Source organism: Brevibacterium marinum, from assembly GCF_011927955.1.
Taxonomy (GTDB): Bacteria; Actinomycetota; Actinomycetes; order Actinomycetales; family Brevibacteriaceae; genus Brevibacterium; species Brevibacterium marinum.
This window is the reverse complement of the sequence record NZ_JAATJN010000001.1, coordinates 2,747,288-2,768,397: the sequence shown is the minus strand read 5'-3', so window position 1 is coordinate 2,768,397 and position 21,110 is coordinate 2,747,288. Positions and strand designations below refer to the sequence as shown.

General features: G+C 65.2%; 18 protein-coding genes. 14 read left to right on the top strand and 4 right to left on the bottom strand.

The window, feature by feature from the left end; all coding sequences use genetic code 11:
* The first annotated feature begins 8 nt into the window (after positions 1-8).
* Positions 9-1,010, top strand: a complete 1,002-nt coding sequence (locus BKA07_RS12265) for a tRNA (adenine-N1)-methyltransferase (protein WP_167951133.1) — start codon at positions 9-11, stop codon at positions 1,008-1,010.
* Positions 893-2,659 carry a proteasome ATPase gene (gene arc / locus BKA07_RS12260; protein WP_425339334.1) on the top strand — a complete coding sequence of 589 codons (1,767 nt, stop codon included), beginning with the start codon at positions 893-895 and terminating at the stop codon, positions 2,657-2,659. The genes BKA07_RS12265 and arc overlap by 118 nt, the downstream gene beginning before the upstream one ends.
* A 40-nt stretch (positions 2,660-2,699) precedes the next feature.
* Here the strand turns inward: arc and BKA07_RS12255 are convergent, their stop codons facing one another.
* Positions 2,700-3,110: a DUF3054 family protein gene (locus tag BKA07_RS12255; RefSeq protein WP_167951131.1), complete on the bottom strand. Its 411-nt coding sequence runs from the start codon at positions 3,108-3,110 to the stop codon at positions 2,700-2,702.
* Positions 3,111-3,141: 31 nt separating this feature from the next.
* On the opposite strand from BKA07_RS12255, the gene dop reads away from it, so the two are divergent.
* The 5 genes from dop (at position 3,142) to BKA07_RS12230 (ending at position 7,847) form a co-directional block, all read left to right on the top strand.
* Entirely contained in the window at positions 3,142-4,677 is a 1,536-nt protein-coding gene (gene dop / locus BKA07_RS12250) for a depupylase/deamidase Dop (RefSeq protein ID WP_167951130.1), read from the top strand.
* Position 4,678: 1 nt separating this feature from the next.
* Entirely contained in the window at positions 4,679-4,870 is a 192-nt protein-coding gene (locus BKA07_RS12245; RefSeq protein WP_167951129.1) for a ubiquitin-like protein Pup, read from the top strand.
* 164 nt (positions 4,871-5,034) lie between these two features.
* On the top strand, positions 5,035-6,438 hold the full coding sequence (pafA, locus tag BKA07_RS12240; RefSeq protein ID WP_245161936.1) for a Pup--protein ligase: 1,404 nt from the start codon (positions 5,035-5,037) through the stop codon (positions 6,436-6,438).
* Positions 6,439-6,474: 36 nt separating this feature from the next.
* Positions 6,475-7,431, top strand: a complete 957-nt coding sequence (locus BKA07_RS12235) for an FKBP-type peptidyl-prolyl cis-trans isomerase (RefSeq protein WP_342449055.1) — start codon at positions 6,475-6,477, stop codon at positions 7,429-7,431.
* Positions 7,432-7,472: 41 nt separating this feature from the next.
* Entirely contained in the window at positions 7,473-7,847 is a 375-nt protein-coding gene (locus tag BKA07_RS12230) for an FKBP-type peptidyl-prolyl cis-trans isomerase (protein WP_167951128.1), read from the top strand.
* Positions 7,848-7,875: 28 nt separating this feature from the next.
* On the opposite strand, the gene BKA07_RS12225 is transcribed toward BKA07_RS12230, so the two are convergent.
* Positions 7,876-9,000 carry a DUF3866 family protein gene (locus BKA07_RS12225; protein ID WP_167951127.1) on the bottom strand — a complete coding sequence of 375 codons (1,125 nt, stop codon included), beginning with the start codon at positions 8,998-9,000 and terminating at the stop codon, positions 7,876-7,878.
* A gap of 40 nt (positions 9,001-9,040) precedes the next feature.
* Between BKA07_RS12225 and BKA07_RS12220 the strand changes: the two genes are divergently transcribed.
* The 5 genes from BKA07_RS12220 (at position 9,041) to BKA07_RS12200 (ending at position 14,894) form a co-directional block, all read left to right on the top strand.
* Entirely contained in the window at positions 9,041-10,063 is a 1,023-nt protein-coding gene (locus BKA07_RS12220) for a helix-turn-helix transcriptional regulator (protein ID WP_342449054.1), read from the top strand.
* On the top strand, positions 10,047-10,934 hold the full coding sequence (locus tag BKA07_RS12215; RefSeq protein ID WP_167951126.1) for a WYL domain-containing protein: 888 nt from the start codon (positions 10,047-10,049) through the stop codon (positions 10,932-10,934). The genes BKA07_RS12220 and BKA07_RS12215 overlap by 17 nt, the downstream gene beginning before the upstream one ends.
* A 99-nt stretch (positions 10,935-11,033) precedes the next feature.
* Positions 11,034-11,339 carry a Sec-independent protein translocase subunit TatA gene (gene tatA, locus BKA07_RS12210; RefSeq protein WP_167951125.1) on the top strand — a complete coding sequence of 102 codons (306 nt, stop codon included), beginning with the start codon at positions 11,034-11,036 and terminating at the stop codon, positions 11,337-11,339.
* On the top strand, positions 11,336-12,163 hold the full coding sequence (gene tatC / locus BKA07_RS12205; protein ID WP_342449053.1) for a twin-arginine translocase subunit TatC: 828 nt from the start codon (positions 11,336-11,338) through the stop codon (positions 12,161-12,163). The genes tatA and tatC overlap by 4 nt, the downstream gene beginning before the upstream one ends.
* A 7-nt stretch (positions 12,164-12,170) precedes the next feature.
* On the top strand, positions 12,171-14,894 hold the full coding sequence (locus BKA07_RS12200) for a DEAD/DEAH box helicase (protein WP_167951124.1): 2,724 nt from the start codon (positions 12,171-12,173) through the stop codon (positions 14,892-14,894).
* Positions 14,895-14,942: 48 nt separating this feature from the next.
* Here the strand turns inward: BKA07_RS12200 and secA2 are convergent, their stop codons facing one another.
* Together secA2 and BKA07_RS12190 are read right to left on the bottom strand one after the other, a co-directional pair.
* A complete protein-coding gene (gene secA2, locus BKA07_RS12195) occupies positions 14,943-17,204 on the bottom strand; it encodes an accessory Sec system translocase SecA2 (protein ID WP_167951123.1) in 2,262 nt (753 codons plus the stop codon).
* 42 nt (positions 17,205-17,246) lie between these two features.
* Positions 17,247-18,953: a 5'-3' exonuclease H3TH domain-containing protein gene (locus BKA07_RS12190; RefSeq protein ID WP_167951122.1), complete on the bottom strand. Its 1,707-nt coding sequence runs from the start codon at positions 18,951-18,953 to the stop codon at positions 17,247-17,249.
* Positions 18,954-19,040: 87 nt separating this feature from the next.
* On the opposite strand from BKA07_RS12190, the gene BKA07_RS12185 reads away from it, so the two are divergent.
* Complete coding sequence (locus BKA07_RS12185; protein WP_167953165.1) at positions 19,041-20,000, top strand: amidohydrolase family protein; 960 nt, start codon at positions 19,041-19,043, stop codon at positions 19,998-20,000.
* A gap of 279 nt (positions 20,001-20,279) precedes the next feature.
* Positions 20,280-21,053: a glycosyltransferase gene (locus tag BKA07_RS12180; RefSeq protein ID WP_167951121.1), complete on the top strand. Its 774-nt coding sequence runs from the start codon at positions 20,280-20,282 to the stop codon at positions 21,051-21,053.
* The last annotated feature ends 57 nt before the right edge of the window (positions 21,054-21,110 follow it).

Below are 21,110 nucleotides of genomic sequence, written 5' to 3'. Positions count from 1 at the left end.
GACACATCATGACTGAGGCAAGCCATACCGAACCCCGCCGGGCTCTGAAGACCGGCGAGAAGATCCAGCTCACCGATCCCAAGGGCCGAATGCACACCATTGTGCTCGCTCCCGGAGAGCTGTTCCACACGCATAAGGGACTCATCGAGCACGACGACATCATCGGCCGGACCGAGGGCATCATCGTGACGAACACCGGAGGCATCGACTTCCAGATCTTCCGTCCACGGTATGAGGACTTCGTCCTGTCGATGCCGCGCGGTGCCGCCGTCGTCTACCCCAAGGACTCCGGGCTCATCGTCACCCTCGGCGACATCTTCCCCGGGGCGGTGGTCGTCGAGGCCGGGGTCGGGTCCGGGGCGCTGTCCATGGCGCTGCTGCGCGCCGTCGGCCCCACAGGCGGCGTCCATTCCTTCGAACTCCGGGAGGAGTTCGCCCACATCGCCGCCGGCAACATCGCCGACTTCTTCGACGGCCGCCCGGACAACTGGTCCGTGACCGTCGGGGATCTCTGCGACGAGCTTCCGGCCGCCCACGAGCCCGGCACCGTCGACCGCGTCGTCCTGGATATGCTCACCCCCTGGAACACCCTCGAGGCGGTGACCGAGGCACTGGCCCCCGGGGGAGCGGTCATCGCCTATGTCGCGACCGTCCCGCAGCTCTCACGCTTCGTCGAGGCGCTTCGAGCCACCCGGTGCTTCAGCGAACCGCAGTCGATGGAGGCCATGATCCGCGGCTGGCACGTCGACGGACTCGCCGTGCGACCGGACCACCGGATGATCGCGCACACGGGCTTCCTGGTCATGGCACGCCGTATGGCACCCGGAGTGGCACCCCTGGAGAAGAAGCGACGGCCCCAGGGCTCCCCGGCCGCGAGCGAAGACGTGGACGCATGGACGCAGCCGGAAGTCACCGAGGAAGCCGTCGGTGCACGAGTCGCCAAGGGAAAGAAGCTGCGACGCGTGATGCGCGAGGCGGGAAAGCGTTTGGACCAAAAGGAGGATCAATGACCGAAACCACGACCGAAGTCAAACGACTGCGCGAGGACACGGCGTCATTGCGCCAACAGCTCTTCAGCGCCGGCAAACGCAACGAGGCCCTCTCGAAGACCCTCCGCACGGCGCGAGACGAGCTGAACCGGATCAAGGAAGAGGCCCGCCGCCTCACCGAGCCGCCCAACAACTGGGGCACCCTCGTGGCGCTGAGCGAGAACGGAGTGACCGCGGACGTCATCGTCGGCGGACGCAGAATGCGTGTGGCGGTCGGACCCGAGGTGGAACCGGCGCAGTTGCGAGCGGGAACGGACATCCTTCTCTCGGAGGGCCTGGTCATCATCGGGACCGGCTCCTTCCCCCCGGTCGGCTCCGTGGTCAACGTACGCGAATTCGTCGACGACACAAGGATCCTCGTCGGTGCTCCCGGAGACGACGAACAGGTCTTCGTCCTCGGCGAGGACCTCATCGATGCGGGTCTTCGCGTCGGTGATGCCGTGGTCGTCGACACGCGCACTCACTATGCCCTCCAGGTGGTGGAGAAGCCCGAAGTCTCCTCACTGCTGCTCGAAGAGGTCCCGGACATCACCTACTCCGACATCGGAGGCCTGGCCGATCAGATCGGTCAGATCAAGGATGCCGTGGAGCTGCCCTTCGAACATCCGGAGCTCTACACCGAGCACGGACTCAAACCGCCGAAGGGCATTCTGCTCTACGGTCCTCCCGGCTGCGGCAAGACCCTGATCGCGAAGGCCGTGGCCAACTCACTGGCCGACCGGACGGGTGCCGGGCAGTCCCGGAAGACGTACTTCCTCAACATCAAGGGCCCCGAGCTGCTCGACAAGTACGTCGGAGAGACCGAACGCCAGCTCCGTCTCATCTTCGCTCGCGCCAGGGAGAAGGCCTCGGCCGGTTTCCCCGTCGTCGTCTTCTTCGACGAGATGGAATCCCTCTTCCGCACTCGCGGCACCGGCAAGTCCTCCGATGTGGAGACGACCATCGTGCCGCAGCTGCTGACCGAGATCGATGGGGTCGAAAAGCTCGACAACGTCATCGTCATCGGTGCCTCGAACCGTGAGGATCTCATCGACCCGGCGATCCTGCGGCCCGGCCGTCTCGATGTCAAGATCCGCATAGAACGTCCCGACGTCGCTGCAGCCCGCGACATCTACGAGAAGTACCTCACCGACGAGCTGCCGCTGCATGCGAGCGTGCTGTCCGGTCACGAGACCTCCGCCGAGGCGGTCTCGGCTCTGATCTCGTTCTGCGTCGATCGCATGTACGCACAGTCACCGGAGAACGAGTTCGTCGAGGTGACCTATGCCGACGGGTCGCAGGAGGTCCTCCACTTCTCGGACTTCGCCTCCGGGGCCATGATCCACAACATCGTCGACCGGGCGAAGAAGGCCGCGATCAAATCGCTGCTCGAGACCGGTGAGCGTGGCCTGCATCCGGAGCACTTCGAAGAGGCCATCGCGGAGGAATTCAGCGAACACGAGGACCTGCCCAACACAACGAATCCCGATGAGTGGGCGCGGATCTCCGGCCGCAAGGGCGAACGGGTCACCCACCTGCGGATGATGCACCTGGACACGACCCGTGGTGCACCTGCGGTGCCGCTGGAGACCGACATCGTCGAGGTGTCCCCGGACTCCGATCTGGTCTGAGGCGAGCAGCTCTCCGACCAGATCGGATCCGTGGCTCTGGTCAGTGGCGGCGGCGACGCCGAGTGCCGGTTCCGCCACCGGTCACGGCCGTGGCGATGATCCGCCAGCCGAGCAGGGTGATGAGATTGAAGCTCGTGGCTACGATCATGAAGCTCACGGGAACCACACCAGGGTCGCCACCGGCACCGGTGGCGCCGCGGATGACGAGCCCGAGCAGGATCGTGATCGCCCAGACGCCGGCTCCCGTGGCCAGCGGAGCGATCGGACGGTCCCAGACCGCTGAGAGCAGCCAGGCCAGGACGAGTCCGGCCAGGAACGGCCACGCTGTGGTCAGGAGCCCCTGAGGGTCGAGATTATGAGAATGTGTGTAATGACCGATGATGGTGAATAGAACGACCAGGATGAGGTCGACGATCAACGCGATCGGGAGATGAGATTTCTTCGCAGCCACATCCCGAGTCTAAACGTTAGAGGGAGTTCAGATGCTCAGTGTCCACCGTGTGATGGGGTCCGAGACCGAGTTCGGACTCAGCCAGCCGGGCAACCCGGGGGCGAACCCGATGCGTGACTCGGCGCGTGTCGTCGATGCCTATGCGGGGCCGCGGGGGTTGAAGTCGTCTCAGAACTTCTGGGACTTCGCCACCGAGTCACCGCTGGCCGATGCGCGCGGCTTCTTCATGAATGTCGCCGATGCCGACATCTCGCAGCTGACGCACATGCCGCAGGAGTCCGTCGAAACGCAGTATCTGGCCAATGTCGTGACTGAGAACGGGGCCCGCTACTACGTCGATCATGCACACCCGGAGTACTCCTCACCGGAGGTGCTGACTCCGCGTGACCTCGTGACCTACGACCGAGCGGGAGACCTCGTGGCTCTGGCCTCGGTCCGCAGCCTCGAAGCCTCGGACGAACCGGTCAACCTGTACAAGAACAACACCGATTCGAAGGGGGCGTCCTACGGCACCCACGAGAACTACCTCGTCGACCGTTCGGTGGAGTTCGACGCCCTCGTTTCGGGGCTGATCCCGTTCTTCGTCACCCGTCAGATCCTCTGCGGGGCCGGTCGGGTGGGAATCGGGCGCGAGGCCGAGACCGCGGGCTTCCAGATCTCTTCGCGTGCGGACTTCTTCGAAGCCGAGGTGGGCCTCGAGACCACTCTGCGCCGACCGATCGTCAACACCCGCGACGAACCCCATGCCGATCCCGCGAAATATCGCAGACTGCATGTCATCATCGGCGACGCGACGATGGCCGAACCGGCCACACTGGTCCGCTTCGGCTCGACTTCCCTGGTCCTCGGCCTCATCGAAGCCGGACTGGCCCCCAGGATCGAGCTCGCCGACCCGCTGCAGTCGCTGTGGGACGTCAGCCATGACCTCAGTCTGAGCACGAAGCTGCCTCTGTCCGACGGCACCTCGATGACGGCTCTCGAGATCCTGGACATGTATCACGTCGCCTGCCTCGAACACGCAGGCGACGACCCGGACACTCGCGAGGTCCTCGGCGAATGGAAGCGGCTCCTCAACGGCTTGGCCACCGATCCCCGCAGTCTTGCCGACTCGATCGACTGGGTCGCCAAATGGGTCCTGCTCGAAGGCTACCGGCAGAAGGAGAACATCGAGTGGGACCACCCGAAGCTTGCCCTGGTCGACGTCCAGTACCACGATGTGAGGCCGGAGAAGGGGCTGTTCCACAAGCTGGAGAAGGCCGGACGGATCCGGAGGACGACCACCGACGAAGAGGTCGCCGCGGCTGTGCGCAGCGCACCCGACGGAACCCGCGCCTACCTGCGGTCCTTGGCCGTGACCCGATTCTCGGACTCGCTGGTGGCAGCGAGTTGGGACTCGCTGGTCCTCGACGCGGGGGAGTACGGGATCGTGCGTCTGCCGATGGGCGAACCTCTCAAGGGCAATCGCGAACTCCTCGAAACCAGACTGGCCGATGTGCACGACGCGGAAGCGCTGCTGCGTGCGCTCGGAGTGGATAGACTGACAGCGAAGAACGAGAAAGAGGTGTGAGATGAGTTCCCAGGAGCAGGTGAACAAGGACCACTCGGCCGGCGGCGGAGAGCCACCGGCTGGCCCGCCCGAGGCTGTGCAGGGTCAGGTCAACACGCAGAACGTCGACTCGATCCTCGACGAGATCGACGGCGTGCTGGAATCGAACGCGGAGGAGTTCGTGCGCAACTTCGTCCAGAAGGGCGGCCAATGAGATGTCGGGGTTCTCTCCTGCATTTCTGAGTTCGACGAGCCATTCCTTCGTCGTCCTCGCCCGGGCGGGGACGACGATGCAGCGGTGCTCGACCGGAGCGCCAACCGTCACCGCACCTTCAGACGACTCGGAGACCCCGCGATGACCCGACTGTGGGAGGGCTGATGGCCAGGATCTACGGACTCGAGACCGAATACGGACTCGCTCATTCGGCCGGCGCGGGCGACCGCCGCATCGGCCCGGAGGAGATCGCCAGATATCTGTTCCGGCCCATCGTCGAATGGGGACGCTCATCGAACGTGTTCCTGCCCAACGGCTCCCGTCTCTACCTCGACGTCGGGTCCCACCCCGAGTACGCCACCGCCGAATGCGACAACCTGACGGACCTGCTCGTTCAGGACCGCGCCGGCGAATCCCTGATGATCGACCTGCTGGATCAGGCACAGGCGAGCATCGAGGACGACGGCCTCGGCGGTCGCATCCACATGGTCAAGAACAATACGGATGCGGCGGGGAACTCCTACGGCTCCCACGAGAACTTCCTGATCCGCCGCAACCTCGACTTCAACCGCCTGACGACGGTGCTGCTGCCGTTCCTCGTCTCCCGCCAGCTGCTCGTCGGCGCCGGTGCCATCATCCCCGCGCAGTCCTCGATCCAGCCGGACGCGGAGGTCAACCGGTCAGAGATGATGTTCGGACTCTCGGGCCGCTCCGATGTGATGTGGGAGGGACTGTCCTCGGCCACGACACGATCACGTCCGATCATCAACGCCCGTGACGAACCGCACGCCGACGCGGAGAAGTACCGCCGCCTCCACGTCATCGTCGGTGACTCCTCGATGTCGACGGCCACCTCGGCGCTCAAGATCGGCTCCGCCGTCCTCATCCTCGATCTCATCGAACAGGGCGCACGTATCCCTGAACACGGACTGCGGCACCCGGTCCGCGACATCCGCCTCGTCGCCAGGGATCTCACCGGATCGGTGCCGCTCGAACGCACGGACGGGACGACGATCACGCCGCTGAACCTGCTCACCGACTACCGCGACCGCGCTCAGCGCCTCGTGGAGAACGGCGACCACAGCCTCGGCGACGATGGGATGGCCGAATACGTCATCGACCTGTGGTCCCGGATGCTCGAGGCCGTCTCGGCTCAGGACTTCTCGACCGTCGACCACGAGATCGACTGGGTGATGAAGAAGGCCCTCGTCGACCGGGCGATGGCGCGCGGCATCGACGATGTCACCGATCCGCGGATCTCTCGGCTCGACATCGCCTACCACGACATCACCCCGAGCACGGGCCTGTTCCCCAAATTGGAGCGGTCGGGGATGGCCAAGAACCTGGTCTCGGGCGAAGCCCGCGAACGTGCCAAGGACATCCCACCGGCGACGACCCGAGCGGCTGTGCGCGGTGAATTCGTCCGAGCCGCGCACGAGGCACGTCGTGACTACACGGTCGACTGGGTGCATCTGCGGCTCAACGACGAATCCGGTCGGGCCGTGGCGCTGAAGAACCCCTTCGAACCGACGCACCCGCAGGCGCAGGCACTCATCTCCGGCCTGTAAGATCTCAGTGATCCGGTCTTGAACGAAAGGAACCACGTGCGCTCAAAAGTGCTCGCCGTCATCGCGGCCGCCACCCTGGCACTGTCCGCCTGCGGGCAGGGGGACGAGGCGGAGGACACCGCAAGTGCCCCGGCATCCGTCGCACCTCAGGACGCGAAGTCGAGCAGCCTCGACGACGTCACGGTCGAGGGCGAGTTCGGCGAGAAGCCGAAGGTCAGCTTCGAAGCGCCCCTGGTCGTGGACGAGACCGGCAAATCGGTCATCAGCGAGGGCGATGGGGACACGGTCGCAGACGGTGAGCAGGTCACCGCACAGATGACCCTGGTCTCGGGCACCAGCGGTGAGGAGATCGAGTCGAGCTATGATTCGAAGTCCCCGGCCGGTTTCCCCATGGACAAGGGCCAGATCTCCGAGGAACTCTACAATGCCCTCATCGACACCAAGGTCGGTTCGCGGGTCCTCATGTCCCTCAACGGCAGCGCACAGCAGGGCCAGCCGGCGCAGACCCTCGTCTACGTCATCGACATCGAGAAGACCACCAAGCCGCTGACACATGCAGAGGGCGAGAAGGTCGACCAGTCGGACAACCCCGTCACCGTCACCCGGGCCGACAACGGCGAGCCCTCCATCTCGAAGCCCAAGGGCAAGGCCCCGAAGGAGCTCGAGACCTACACGACGATCGAGGGTGAGGGTCCGAAGGTCAAGGAGGGCCAGAGCGTGGCCGTGCACTACTCCGGCTGGCTCTGGGACGACAATTCGAAGTCCTTCGACTCCAGCTGGCAGGATGGACGCGGGCCCTTCGCCGTCGACCCGGTCGGACAGGCCCAGGTCATCGACGGCTGGAACGAAGGCCTGGTCGGGACCAAGGTCGGCAGCCAGATCGTCCTCGTCGTCCCACCGGACAAGGGGTACGGGGAACAGGGCAGCCCGCCGAACATCCCCGGCAACGCCACCCTCGTGTTCGTCATCGACGTCCTCTCCGCCCAGGGCTGAGACGCGACGAGCACCACAGAACCAGAAGATAGGGAGACACCATGAGCAAGCAGAAACCAGAAGTCGACTTCCCAGGCACCGAGGCTCCGACCGAGCTCGAGATCGTCGACGACATCGTCGGTGACGGCGCCGAGGCGGGCCCCGGGGACACCGTGAGCGTGAACTACGTCGGCATCGCCCATTCGACCGGTGAAGAGTTCGATGCCTCCTACAATCGGGGCGCCCCACTCGAGTTCCGTCTCGGGTCCGGCATGGTCATCTCCGGTTGGGACCAGGGAATCCAGGGCATGAAGGTCGGTGGCCGGCGCACCCTGCAGATCCCACCGCACCTGGCCTATGGCGATCAAGGTGCCGGCGGCGTCATCATGCCGGGTGAGTCCCTGATCTTCGTGTGCGACCTCGAGGACGTACGCTGAGGCCTGACCGAACGTAGGCCGTCGAGACTCAGATCTCGACGGCCATTCTGCCCGCCGATGCGGCAGCGAGGAACGCTGCCGCATCGGCGGGCAGTCTGCGTCCCATCGTCGACAGGCTGACGGGCGTGGACTTGAGCTGGGACCACAGACCTTCGAGACTCACATCGATCTGCTCATGCATGTGCAGCAGCGGCAGCTGGGAGGCGACGACCTCGGCCACGGCGGACGGGTCGGGGTCCATCTCACTCAGCTCCACCTCGGCGAGGGTGGAGAAGTCCGGGACAGCGACCCTGACTCCGGGGCGGGCGATCTCGGCCAAGGAGGTCAGCGAGTGGTGGGAGATGCCGAAGTGCCTGCCGCGGGCATCGGCATTGGACATGCGCAGAACGCCGACGGGGATCCCGTCCAACAGGGCGGCCGCGTTGAGATGGTCACCGGTGACGAGGCCCGAATAGCCGTACTTCGTGCCGGTGCCGAGATTTCCCGGCCCCTGCGCGACGATGGTGATGTCGGCATTGAGCACATGCTTGGCCGCCAGCAGACCGGTGTGGACCGTCACGGCCTCGAGATCGGCGCCCCAGGACTGACCGGTGCTGATGGTCCCGTAGAGCCAGCCGGCCTCCTTCAGCCCCGCCGCGGCCTGTGAGAAGCTCGCGGGCAGGGCAGCCCCGTCGCTGAGCACATAGGCGATGCGCAGCCCCGGATCGACAGCGCGGATTCCGGCGATGATCGCCGGCAGAGTCGAATGCAGATCGGCCACGATCACGGGCATCCCATGAAGTGAGTCCTCGCCGGCGAGGGTCTCATGATGCTCGGACTCCTGATCGTCGACGCCGAGAACCATCGTCTGCAGAGGCGAATACCGGTCCTTCACCAGATGCCCCGGCCCCTCGGGCGGATCGGCGGGAAGCGCATCGGGCAGAGCCACGACCAGGCCGAAACCGCCGGTGCCCAGGCGTTTGGCCAGGGCCGAGACGTTGAGCAGGACGGTGTCACCGACGCGGGGATGACCGACCGCCTCGGTATAGGCGACGGCTCTGATGGCGGTGATCGTCGTCGACGGCAGCGGCCGGCCAATATCGGCCTCGACCTCTGTGTATCCTGGCCGGGTGGAACGAATCGTCGTCACGATTCCTCTGCGCCAATGAATCATGGTCCCAAGACTATCGCCCGCGTTAGGTTACGGTGGAATTGTGAATACACCCCGCCCCAGCAGACAGAGGCAGCAGACCGAACGCCTGATGAACCTGCTGATCGCTCTGAGAGCCGCCCGTGGATGGGTCTCGCGCAAGACCCTGATGGGGGCCATCGACGGGTACGCGGATCTCGACGACATCGCCTTCGACCGCAAGTTCTCCCGTGACAAGGAGCTCCTACGGCACATGGGGATCACGATTGCGACCCGTGCCGAGCACGACGCCTACTCCGACGCGGGGGAGACCGGCTACCGGATCTCCGCGGCCGACTATGCGATGGACGATGTCGAGCTCACCACCTCCGAAGCGGCCGCCGTGGCGGTGGCCGCGCAGTTCTGGTCGGACACCGAGCTCGGCGAGTCCAGCTCGCAGGCACTGACGAAGCTGCGCGCCCTGAGCATCGACCTCGCCGAGGCGGGACCGGGGCGCGTCGAAGCGAACCAGGGGCCCGCTGCCCGCAAACTGGGCAGCGCGAACTTCGCCACCGCGCTCCACCACATCAACGCCCGTGAGGCGATCGGCTTCAAGTACCACAAGCCCGGCCAGAGCCCCCGCAAGGTCAAGCTCGAACCCTACGCCCTACTCAGCCGCGGCGACCGGGTCTATCTGCTCGGCCACGACATCGACCGCGGCGCCGAACGCACATTCCGGCTCTCCCGCGTCGAGGGCAAACTGACGAAGCTCAGCGGTCGTGACCCGGGCGACTACGAGATCCCCGCCGACTTCGCCCCGCACGTGACTCTGAATTCGAGCGCTGAGATGGCAGTCGTCGCCGAGGCGAAGCTGCGCATCCGTGCCCACCGAGCCGACCCGCTGCGACGCCGACAGGTCCGCGCCGAGGGCGACGCGACCATCGTCGAATACACGGACGCGGCATCGCTGGCCGCGGAGATCGTGAGCTTCGGCAACGTCGTCGAAGTCCTCGCACCGGAGGAGCTTGCCCAAGCCGTCGAGGACCGGCGCCGCACGGTCAGGGAATCACTCGAACGACTCGGAGGTCGCAGTGTCCTCAGCGCGTGAACGACTCACCCGGCTGCTCAGCCTGGTTCCCTACCTCGACGCCCATCCCGGAGCGGACCTCGAGGAGACGGCTGCCTACTTCGCGATCGACTCCGATACCCTCATCGATGATCTGCAGCTGCTCTTCGTCACGGGCCGGCCCGGTCATATGCCCGATGACCTCATCGATGCCTCGTGGGAGGGCGGGAAGATCTTCGTCTCCAACGCCGAAGAGGTCTCCGTGCCCGTGAGGCTCAGCGCGGAGGAGGCAGGAGTCCTCGTCCTCGCCCTCGACCTCATCGACACTTTGCCCGGACTCGATACCGAAGCGGTGCGCACGGCGGCTGCGAAACTGCGGCGCGCGGCGGGGGAGAACCTGCACACGCCGGTCGAAGTCAGCCCGATCCCCGCAGACGAAGAGCTCATGGCGTTCTTGAGACAGGCGATCGATGGGCAGTCGGCGGTGACGATCGACTACTACGTCGGTTCCCGGGACGAGCTGACCACACGGACCATCGCCCCCAGCAGGCTGGTCCCCGGCGCGGACTGGTATGTGGACGCCTGGTGCTACGCGGCCCAGGCTCCCCGCCGATTCGCCCTGAGCCGCATCCGTTCCTGGGCCTCCGCCGCCCATCCGCCCCTGAAAGTCGGCGAATCGGGCACCGAGCCGAGAGAGGTCACGATGACCCTGTCCGCGGCCGGAGCATGGCTGGCGGATGAACTGGAGCTGAAGGAGCGTGAATACTCGGACAACGGCGAACCGAGCGTGCGAATCAGGTTCCTCGTGCATTCCGTGGACTGGTTGAGTCGGTTCCTGCTCTGCCATGCCGATGTCATCACCGACATCGACGACAGCGAAGCGGTGGAGGCCGCTGCCCTGCGATTGGGCTGAGACCTGCCTTCGAGGACCGGTGAAGTCGGGCGTCGAGGATGAAAGGCTCACTGACACAGCGTAGAATCTTTCAGAGCAGACAACAGTCAAGGAGTTCCCATGAAACCGAGTTTCGTGCAGATCGCGATCGTCATCCTCATCATCGTGATCATTTTCGGCGCGCCCAAGCTGCCGGGACTGGCCAGAAGCCTCGGCCAGTCGATGAAGATCTTCAAGTCGGAGGTCAAGGATCTGCGCAAGGACGACGATGAGGAGCCCAAGACCACGGAACCGGGCGAACTCAACCGCGAGGCCACCGAGAACGACACCTCGTCGACCGCATCGAACGGGTCGAGAGCCGAGGCTGTTCGAGATTCCGAGCAGCCTGCGAAGGATAAGCAGGATCCGCAGTCTCACGAGAAGTGAAGGAACACGACGACGGGCGATCGTTCTCAGGACGCAGGAAGAACCCCGAACGGAAGATGCCCGTGGTCGGGCATCTCGTCGAACTGCGCAATCGCTCCTTCATCGCGGCGATCGCGATCATCCTCGGTGCCGTCGGTGGCTGGTTCCTCTACGATCCGGTCCTCGACATCCTGCAGGAGCCCATCCGCAACATCCGCGCCTCGGGCGACCGCACGGCTGAGATCAACTTCGCCGGAGTCGCGTCACCATTCGATCTCAAGATCAAGCTGGCGTTCTTCATCGGCATATTCATATCCTGCCCGATCTGGCTCTACGAACTGTGGGCCTTCATCGTTCCGGGACTGACCAAGAAGGAGAAGCTGTACTCGGTCGGCTTTCTGGGCGCGGCGATCCCGCTGTTCCTGGCCGGATCGACCATGGCCTTCTTCGCCCTGCCCAACGCGGTCAAAGCACTGACGTCGTTCACCCCGCAGGGCGGGACGAACATCATCCCGGCTCAGGACTATCTCAGCTTCGTGATGGTCATCATCGTGGTCTTCGGCCTGGCCTTCGTCCTGCCCGTCCTCATGGTCGGTCTCAACATGCTGGGGATCCTCTCTGCAGTCAGGATCCAGAAGTCATGGCGGGTGATCGTGATGATCGTGTTCCTGTTCGCCGCCATCGCCACACCCACCCCCGACGCACTCTCGATGTTCTTCCTCGTGATTCCGATGATGACGTTGTTCTGCGTGGCCTGGGTGATCTGTGCGCTCAACGACGGCAGACGCAAGAAGAGACTCATCGCTCAGGGCCTGTGGGTCGACCCCGACGATCCGATTGACTGAAGGAAACATGACTGAATCCGCGAACCCGATCGACTCCACGGCGTCCACCGAAGCTCTCAGCCCCTCAGCGGCCTATGCGAGATACAAGGACAGGAAGACACAGGCGCAGACTCCGCTGGGACGATTCAGCGCCAGGACCGACTTCGAGCTCGACGATTTCCAGGTCGAGGCGTGCACTCAGCTGCAGGAGGGCAAGGACGTCCTCGTCACCGCCCCCACCGGTGCGGGAAAGACCCTGATCGCCGAGTTCGCCGTCGAGCTGGCCAGGGACGAAGGCAAACGCGTCTTCTACACCACGCCGATCAAGGCGCTGAGCAATCAGAAGTTCGCCGATCTCATGGACGTCCACGGTGTGGAGAACGTCGGTCTGCTCACCGGTGATACGTCGATCCGGCGGGATGCGCCGATCATCGTCATGACCACCGAAGTTCTGCGCAACATGCTCTACAACGACCTGTCCGGGCTGTCCGACCTCGGCTTCGTGGTTCTCGACGAGGTCCATTACCTCGCCGATCGCTTCCGCGGACCGGTCTGGGAAGAGGTGATCATCCACCTGCCCGACCGTGTGCAGATGGTGTCGCTGTCGGCCACCGTGTCCAATGTCGAGGAATTCGGCGCCTGGCTGAGCGAGGTGCGCGGTCCCACGACGGTCATCTCGACGACACATCGGCCGGTGCCGCTGGTCAATCATGTCCTCGTCGGCCACCGCATGTACGATCTGTTCACCCACCACGACTCCGACCGGATCGATCCGGCGCTCAATCACGCGACACGCACCCACGGAGGCCCACGGTCGAAGCGCGAGCGAGCGACCCGCGCGCGATTCCGCAGACCCAGTCGGACCCAGGTCGTGTCGTCCCTGTCCGAGACCGGAATGCTGCCGGCGATCATGTTCATCTTCTCTCGGAACGCCTGTGATGAGGCGGTGGAGCAGTATCTGACTTCGGGCATCGACCTGAACTCCCGCGATGAGAAGGTCATCGTCAACGCCGAACTCGAGAAGCTGCGCGATGAGCTCGCCAGCGAGGACCTGGGCATCCTCGGTTTCCATTCGTTCCGCGAAGGTCTCCTCCTCGGCGTGGCCGCCCACCACGCGGGAATGATCCCGCAGTTCAAACAGCTTGTCGAGGACCTGTTCTCGCAGGGCATCGTCAAGGTCGTCTTCGCGACGGAGACTCTGGCCCTGGGCATCAACATGCCGGCACGCACCGTCGTGCTCGAGAAGCTCGTGAAGTTCAACGGGGAGGCCCATGTCTCGATCACGCCGGGGGAGTACACGCAGCTGACCGGGCGCGCGGGTCGGCGCGGCATCGACCAGATCGGTCACGCCGTCGTCGTCTGGCATCCCAGCTTCGAGGTCAACGAGATCGCCGGTCTCGCCTCGAATCGCTCCTACGCGCTGAACTCGGCATTCGGCCCGACATACAATATGACGGCGAACCTGTTGTCGCGGATGAGCTCCGCAGAGGCCGCAAAGGTCCTCGAAACCTCGTTCGCGCAGTTCCAAGCCGACAAGGCCGTCGTGGGGCTGGCGAAGAAGGTGCGCAAGAACGAGTCGACGATCGAAGCCTACGAGAAGTCGATGCAGTGCGAACTCGGGGACTTCGCCGAGTACGCTCGGCTTCGACAGGCGATCAGCGACACACAGAAGCAGGAGACGCGGACCAAATCGAAGAACCGGCAGCGTGACATCGTCGAATCCCTGAGCGCACTCAAGATCGGCGACGTCGTCACGCTGCCCGCGAAGCGAGTCGAGGGCGCGGCCGTCATCATCGCCCCCATGAGTTCCCGCGACGGCGGGTCACGACTGCCGACGGTGCTGACCGAACAGGGCAAGGTCTGGCATCTGCGACCCCACGAGGTGACCGAACCGCTGGCGGCACAGGGCCGGGTGCGGGTGCCGAAGAAGTTCAACCACCGGCAGGCCGGCGATCGCAGGCAGCTGTTGGCCATCCTCAGCGACGCCAAACACGACGGCAGGGTCGACCCCGACGCTCACTGGGAATCCGCGCCGAAGTCCTCCAGCGTCAGCTCGAGCGTGGCGGAGATGACCGCACAGATGCGCGCCCATCCCTGCCACGACTGCCCGGACCGGGAGATGCACGCCCGGTGGGCCAACCGCGCGGCCAAACTGGTCAAGGACAACGACTCTCTCATCGCCCGGATCGAGGGCAGAACGACATCCATCGCACTCGTCTTCGAACGCGTTCAGGACGTGCTGCGCACACTCGGCTTCGACCCGGAGCACTCCGATATGCTGCGTCGGATTTACGGGGAGCGGGACCTCCTGGTGGCGCTGACCATCCGGGCGGGTCTGTGGGACAAGCTCGTCGAACCCGAACTCGCGGCATTCGCCTCGTGCTTCGTCTTCCAATCACGGCGCGGTGACACCCTCCATCCCGAACGGGCACCGACCCGCGACCTCAAGGTCAACGGCGATGAGGCGGTGACGATCTGGCGCCGACTCTTCCAATTGGAGGAGCAGCAGGCTCTGTCGACGACGCAGGAGCCCGACCGGGGTCTGTTCAAGCCGATGTACCGCTGGACCGAAGGCAAGAATCTCGCCGAGTCCCTGCGCGGAACCGACATCGCCGCGGGCGACTTCGTGCGCTGGGCCAAACAGAGCCTCGACCTCCTCGGTCAGGTCGCCGAGGTCACCGAACCGGAGACTGCTGTGCGCATTCGCCGCACCATCGAAGCGATCCGCCGCGGAGTCGTCGCCGACTCCTGACCGCGGCCCGCCTCAGACGTCAGTCACGGAGGCGGGACCACGAAGCCCTCAGCGCTTGACCTTCTTGACGATGTTCTCGATGTCGGAGCCGAAAGCGCTCTCCGTGGTCAGATAGGTCCACGTCGAGGAGGGTCGTTTGAGCCCGTGCGAGGCCAGGTCGATCCCGGTGTCTGTGAACTCCGCCTCCTCGACCGTCGACGCCGAATCTTCGACGACATCCGACCAGAACGACGAGAAGATGCGGATCGACTCCGCATTGAATGCCTCGTGCGGCTTCTCCCTCGCAAAGGTGCGCAGATGGATGCCTTCGCGCAGATCGTTGAGGAAAGCGAGATGGTCGACCCAGCGTGCGTCGAGATGGAAGAGCATGACCTCGCGCAGCGTCGAGTCGACGAGGTCCTGCGGATGCTCCTCGGCCAGGTTCGCGGCGACTTCCGAGAGCCGGTCCTTGAGCTCGTCGATCGCCGCATCGTCGGTCCGCAGCTCCCGGCGTCGGGTGAGGACGAGTTCACGCTGTTTGGCCATGAGCTCGTTGAACTTCCACGTGTCGCGGTGCAGGGCCGTGTTCTGTCCCTCGGAGATGCGCTGGGCGTGCTCGACGAGCCCCAGAGCACGCTTCGACTCGATCCATCCCGTCTCATCGCCTTCGGAGACGAACCGTTGGATCTCCGGGACACGGGTGAGCAGTTCGTCCTCGAGACTGGTGAAGAACACCGATGTCCCCGGATCACCCTGACGCCCCGCACGGCCGCGCAGCTGGTCGTCGAGACGTGAGGACAGATAGCGGCCGGCCCCGATGACCAGCAGTCCACCGGCATCGGCGACCGATGCGTCGGCCAGGCGGATATCGGTTCCCCGCCCGGCCATCTGGGTCGAGACGGTGACGGCGCCGGGAGCGCCGGCGGCCGCGATGATCTCGGCCTCGAGTGAGTCGTCCTTCGCATTGAGGACCTTGACCTCGATGCCGCGATCGACGAGCCGAGCCGCCAGGGACTCGCTCTCCGCCACCGAGGAGGTGCCGATGAGCACCGGCCGGTCCTTGGCATGGTTGTCGGCGACCTCTTCGACGATCGCACGTTCCTTCGACTCCTGGTACGTGTAGAGCCGGTCGGGTTCGTCGGAGCGGATGACAGGCAGATGCGTGTCGACGGGGACGATCTCGAGGTTGTAGAACTCTCGCAGGTCATCGCCGACGGCCAGTGCGGTTCCCGTCATTCCGCAGACGGTCTCGTAACCGTGGATGAGCTCTTCGACGGTCATCTGGTCGAGGATCTCACCGCTTTCGGTGGTGCCGACTCCCTCCTTGGCCTCAACTGCCGCCTGCAGACCGTCGGGCCAGCGCTGCAGTTCGGCCACACGCCCCCGGGAGGCTGAGATGAGTTTGACCCGTCCGTCGACGATGAGATAGTCAACATCACGCTTGACCAGTGATTTCGCGTACAGTGCGAGATTGACGGCGGCGAGTTCGGACGCGTCTTCACCGAAAAGTTCGACGCCGAGCTCGGCTTCGACCCGGTTGATTCCCGCGTCTGTGAGGGAGACCGCCTGGTGATCCTGGCTGATCTCGTAGTCGATATCGGGGCTGAGCGTTTCGACGAGCACCGCGATCTGGGCATTGGCGTCTTCGACGCTGGCGGATCCGGCGAGGACGAGCGGGACGCGGGCCTCGTCGATGAGCACCGAATCGGCTTCGTCGACGATGACGACGTCACGGTCCGGGATGCGGATCTGGTCGTCATCGGTGACGAACCGGTCGCGCAGGACGTCGAAGCCGACCTCCGTCACCGAGGCGTAGAGGACTTCGGCGCCGTAGGCCTCCCGCCGTTCGGCCTCGGTCTGGGCTCCGGAGATGGATGCCGACTGCACACCGAGGAGGTCGAAGACCGGCTTCATCCAGGTCCGGTCACGCACAGCCAGATAGTCGTTGACGCTGACCACGTGGACCCGTCGACCCTGCAGCGCATATCCCGCGGCCGCCAGAGCGCCGACGAGGGTCTTGCCCTCACCGGTGGCCATCTGCACGACGCTGGCCTGCAGGAGCCCGACGAGCCCCTTGAGCTGCGTGTCATAGGCCCTCTCATCCAGGACGCGGTCCGCGGCTTCGCGCGCCAGGGCACAGTAGCGGACGAGGTTGTCCTGCACAGAGCCCGTCGTGAAGATCTCGGCCGCGGCCTCCGTCAGATCGCGGTCATCCAGCTCCGCGAACTCACGGCTCGCGGCCGCCAGATCGTCGGCGGCCCTGTCGAACCATCCCGTGGCTTTGTCAGCCTGAGCGCCGGGTCGGTTGAGCAGACGGGAAAAGAAACCCATTATCGTCCTTCGTCGAGTGATGGTCGCAGTTGATTCTAACGTTCAGGACAGGGGCCAGGCATCATCGACGATCGCCTCGGCGTTGCCCTTGCTGCGCAGCCAGGCCTGCAGATCAGCGGCCTGGACGCGTTTCCAGTCGCCCTGTGCCGCCATGATCTCGTCCCGAGTGAGGCTCGCGATCTCCGGCGCATTCTCGGCCAATGCCCGGGCAATGTCCAGCGCGGCCAGAGCGTCCGCGGCAGCATCGTGGGCATCGAGCAGACTCACCTTCCACCGTTTCGCGGTCTCGACCAGGGTCCTCTTGCCTCGCCGGAACTTCTCGACGCGTTTGTCCAGGACGAAAGTGTCGACGATCGTGGGCAGCAGCGCGACGAGGTCGATGTGGGGGTGGTGCCGGGTGACCTCGGCGGCCATGACGCTGAGGTCGTAGACGATGTTGTGACCGACGACGACCGCACCTTCGGACCTGAGCTCGTCGAGGACCGTGCAGAGTTCGCCCACCACATCGGCGGCCGGCGCACCGTTGGCCTGGGCGAACTCGGTGGTGATCCCGTGGACTGCCCTGGCCGGTTCGGGGATCTCGACTCCCGGGTCGGCCAGCCAGGTGCGGACCTTGTCGGCGGATTCGACGAAGGCAGCGGTCACGATCCTCGCGGTGGCCGGGTCGACCCCGGTGGTCTCCAGGTCGAATCCGACCAGTCGTGACCGTGACCAGGGAGCGGCAGCGGCCGCCTCCGGCCGCTGCGCAGGTGCAGGCGCCGGAGTCCGGTCCGCGTCGATGGGCGCCGATCGCTGCAGGGGAGCGGAGCGAGTCAGGGGTGCGGAAGCGTCGGCGGACGGTTCGCCACCGGCCGTCTCGAGCGCGGTCAGGAGGTTGTCCACGGAACGCCGCACGTTCTGCCCTCGCACCGCGGCCTCCACCGAGGTGCGGTCGAGCGGCCCGGGCACGGTTTCGAGATCGAGTCCGTGGGCGACATCGGTCAGGCAGCGCATGACCTCGATCGTCTTGTGCAGTGTCTCCTCTTCTGCGATCAACGTGTTCGCCCGCTTGGGGCTGAGCCCACCGGTCTTCACGCCTGCCTTGGCGGCCTTGACGATCGATTCGAGGGACCCGAAATTCGTCAGCAGCGTCGCCGCGGTCTTCTCACCGATGCCGGGCGCACCGGGAAGTCCGTCGGAGGGATCGCCGCGCATGGCGGCGAGCTCACGGTAGCGGGTGCCGTCGGGCACACCATAGGCTTCGGGCAGTTCGGCTTGAGTGATGGCTTCCCACTCCCCGCCCTTGCGCGGACGGAGCACGCTGACATCGGAGGCCGAGTCGATGAGCGCGAGAAGGTCACGGTCGGGGGAGACGATGACCACAGGGGATGTGGACTCCGCGGCCATGGTGGCGATCACGTCATCCGCCTCGGTGCCGTCCACCTCGGCGATGGGGATGCCTGCAGCGCTGAGGACCCGGGTCATGATGGGCAGCTGCACCGCCAGCTCGGGCGGGATCTCCGTGCCCGCCTCGGTGTCCCTGACGCGGGCTGCCTTGTACTCGGGCATGATCGCGGTGCGGAACGCCGGGCGCCAATCGGCGTCCATGGTGGCGACGACGCGGGGTGAGTCGAAGCGGCGGACCATCTGTGCGATCGCGTCGAGGACGCCGCGCACGGCATTGACCGGCTGGCCTTCGTCGTTGACGATCGAATCGGGCACCGAATAGAAGGCACGGTAGTACAGGGCTGGCGTGTCGATCAGAACCAAGGGCTTCACACTCGATGACGATACCCGACGCCGCTGACGCGAGTGCAAAGACTCGGAACTGGGAGGTGTAGCCTGTCGGCTGTGACTATGTACTTTGGTGGAGATGTGTACAGCAGTGTCGACCCCTTTGCGACTGCCCTGGGTACGAAGGACGGGAAGGTCTCGTTCATCGGATCGGATGAGGCGGCGCAGGCGCTCGACCCCGATGCGATCGACCTCGACGGGGACTTCCTCACCCCCGGCTTCGTGCATGCTGGGCTGCGCCTCGGCGCCGACGCGCCCAGCGGGGACCGACTGATCGAGCTCGGATTCACCCACGTGCACATCCTCGGCAGCTCCGAGGCGGTCGAACGGTTCCGTGCACACGCGCCGCAGAGTCTGACGGTCATCGCCTACCCGACGATCGAAGTCTCGTCGACGGATTCCTCATCGCCCGAATCGAGGCCGAGCAGGGCGAGCATCACCGCCGACGACTTCCTCAACGCCGACGCGATGCCCGAGACATCCCTCTACATCGATGTCGACTCGAACCGGCGCCTCGCCGAGGTGCTCGACCGGCTCGAGGACAACGCCGCGTCGGCCCAGCGCAACGGCTATCGGCTCCTGTTGGATTTCGGCGTCGATGATGAACTCGTGACGCGTCTCGGCCACTCGGGGATTGCGATCACGCTCGACCCCGCACTGCCGCAGCCTGCGGCCGAGATGCTGTCGGCCGGGGCCCAGGTGTCCTGGACCCATTCCCAGGAATCACCCTGGGCCAGCGTTCGCTCGGCGGTCGTCGGCGAACACGGAATCGGCGCCCGGGCGGCATTCAACGCGGCGACCCGATTCGCTCATCGAGCTGCCGGAGATCCTGACGGGGGAGTGCTGGCACCCGGAGCAGAAGCGGACTTCGTCCGTTGGCAGGTCGAACGACTCGTCGTCCAGGTCGCCGACCCGCGTGTCGCAGCCTGGAGCACCGACCCGCGGTCGGGCACACCCGGACTGCCGGAGCTCTCACCCGAGGTGGCCCTGCCCACCCGCATCCCGGTTGACGAAGACGACTGAATGCCGAACAGGCAGTCGCCCAGGGGGCCGCTGAGATCAAGACGACACGCCGAAAATCAGGATTTTTCTTGGCTCTGCCTCGCGCCTGACCTGCAGATTTGAACATATTCCCAGGTCAGGGTCATTTTGCAAAGTGTGCAGCTGCCACTAGATTCTCTGTTGACATCCCACACCAGCTGGGATGGAGTCGGCACCCCCGTCATTAGATAACTCGTTTCGCAACGTGGTCCGAAGGCGGGGGTGTCGGCTCATATTTTCACCCTGGCGCGGCGTAATGTGGTGGCCGTGGTTTCCAAGACACTGGTGGTCATCCCGACCTACAACGAACGCCTCGCTCTGCCCGTGACGCTGTCCGGACTGTTCGAAAATCAGCCCGAGGTCGACGTCCTCGTCGTCGATGACGGGTCGCCCGACGGAACCGGGGAATGGGTCGAAGAGCAGTCCCGCACCGATCCGCGTCTGCACGTTCTTCATCGCAGCGCGAAGTCGGGTCTGGGTATGGCCTACATCGCCGGATTCGAATGGGCGCTGGAGCGCGAATACGACATCGTCTGCGAATTCGACGCCGACGGATCGCATCGTCCGCTCGACCTCGGGCAGGTCTTGGCCGTCGCCCGGTCCGGTCGCGCCGATCTCGTCATCGGCTCCCGATGGGTCAGAGGCGGGGCGATCGTCGACTGGCCGCGGTCGCGGTTCCTGCTCTCCCGGGGCGCCAACATCTACGTCAACGCGGTGATGGGCCTCGGGGTCAAGGACGCGACAGCGGGGTTCCGTGCCTATTCGCGCAGAGTGTTGGAGGCCCTCGACCTCTCTGGTGTGCAGTCCCAGGGGTACTGCTTTCAGATCGACATGACCTACCGCACCGTGGAGGCGGGCTTCCATGTGGCCGAGGTCCCCATCGTCTTCGTCGAGCGCGAACTGGGGGAGTCGAAGATGAGCGGTTCGATCATCTCCGAAGCGTTCACGAAGGTCGCGGGGTGGGGATTGGTCAGGCGACGGAGGCAGGCGCGAGACGTGCTCGCGCGGATCGCCGCGCGCCGGTCGGCGACATGACAAGCTCGTCGGTCACCTGATGCGGAGACGAAGAGCGGGGTGCAGGTCCGATGACCT

Coding starts and splice junctions, on each gene's coding strand:
- BKA07_RS12265 (WP_167951133.1), top strand. CDS start 9: ATGACTGAGGCAAGCCATACCGAACCCCGCCGGGCTCTGAAGACCGGC.
- arc (WP_425339334.1), top strand. CDS start 893: ATGGACGCAGCCGGAAGTCACCGAGGAAGCCGTCGGTGCACGAGTCGC.
- dop (WP_167951130.1), top strand. CDS start 3,142: ATGCTCAGTGTCCACCGTGTGATGGGGTCCGAGACCGAGTTCGGACTC.
- BKA07_RS12245 (WP_167951129.1), top strand. CDS start 4,679: ATGAGTTCCCAGGAGCAGGTGAACAAGGACCACTCGGCCGGCGGCGGA.
- pafA (WP_245161936.1), top strand. CDS start 5,035: ATGGCCAGGATCTACGGACTCGAGACCGAATACGGACTCGCTCATTCG.
- BKA07_RS12230 (WP_167951128.1), top strand. CDS start 7,473: ATGAGCAAGCAGAAACCAGAAGTCGACTTCCCAGGCACCGAGGCTCCG.
- BKA07_RS12225 (WP_167951127.1), bottom strand. CDS start 9,000: ATGATTCATTGGCGCAGAGGAATCGTGACGACGATTCGTTCCACCCGG.
- tatA (WP_167951125.1), top strand. CDS start 11,034: ATGAAACCGAGTTTCGTGCAGATCGCGATCGTCATCCTCATCATCGTG.
- BKA07_RS12200 (WP_167951124.1), top strand. CDS start 12,171: ATGACTGAATCCGCGAACCCGATCGACTCCACGGCGTCCACCGAAGCT.
- secA2 (WP_167951123.1), bottom strand. CDS start 17,204: ATGGGTTTCTTTTCCCGTCTGCTCAACCGACCCGGCGCTCAGGCTGAC.
- BKA07_RS12185 (WP_167953165.1), top strand. CDS start 19,041: ATGTACTTTGGTGGAGATGTGTACAGCAGTGTCGACCCCTTTGCGACT.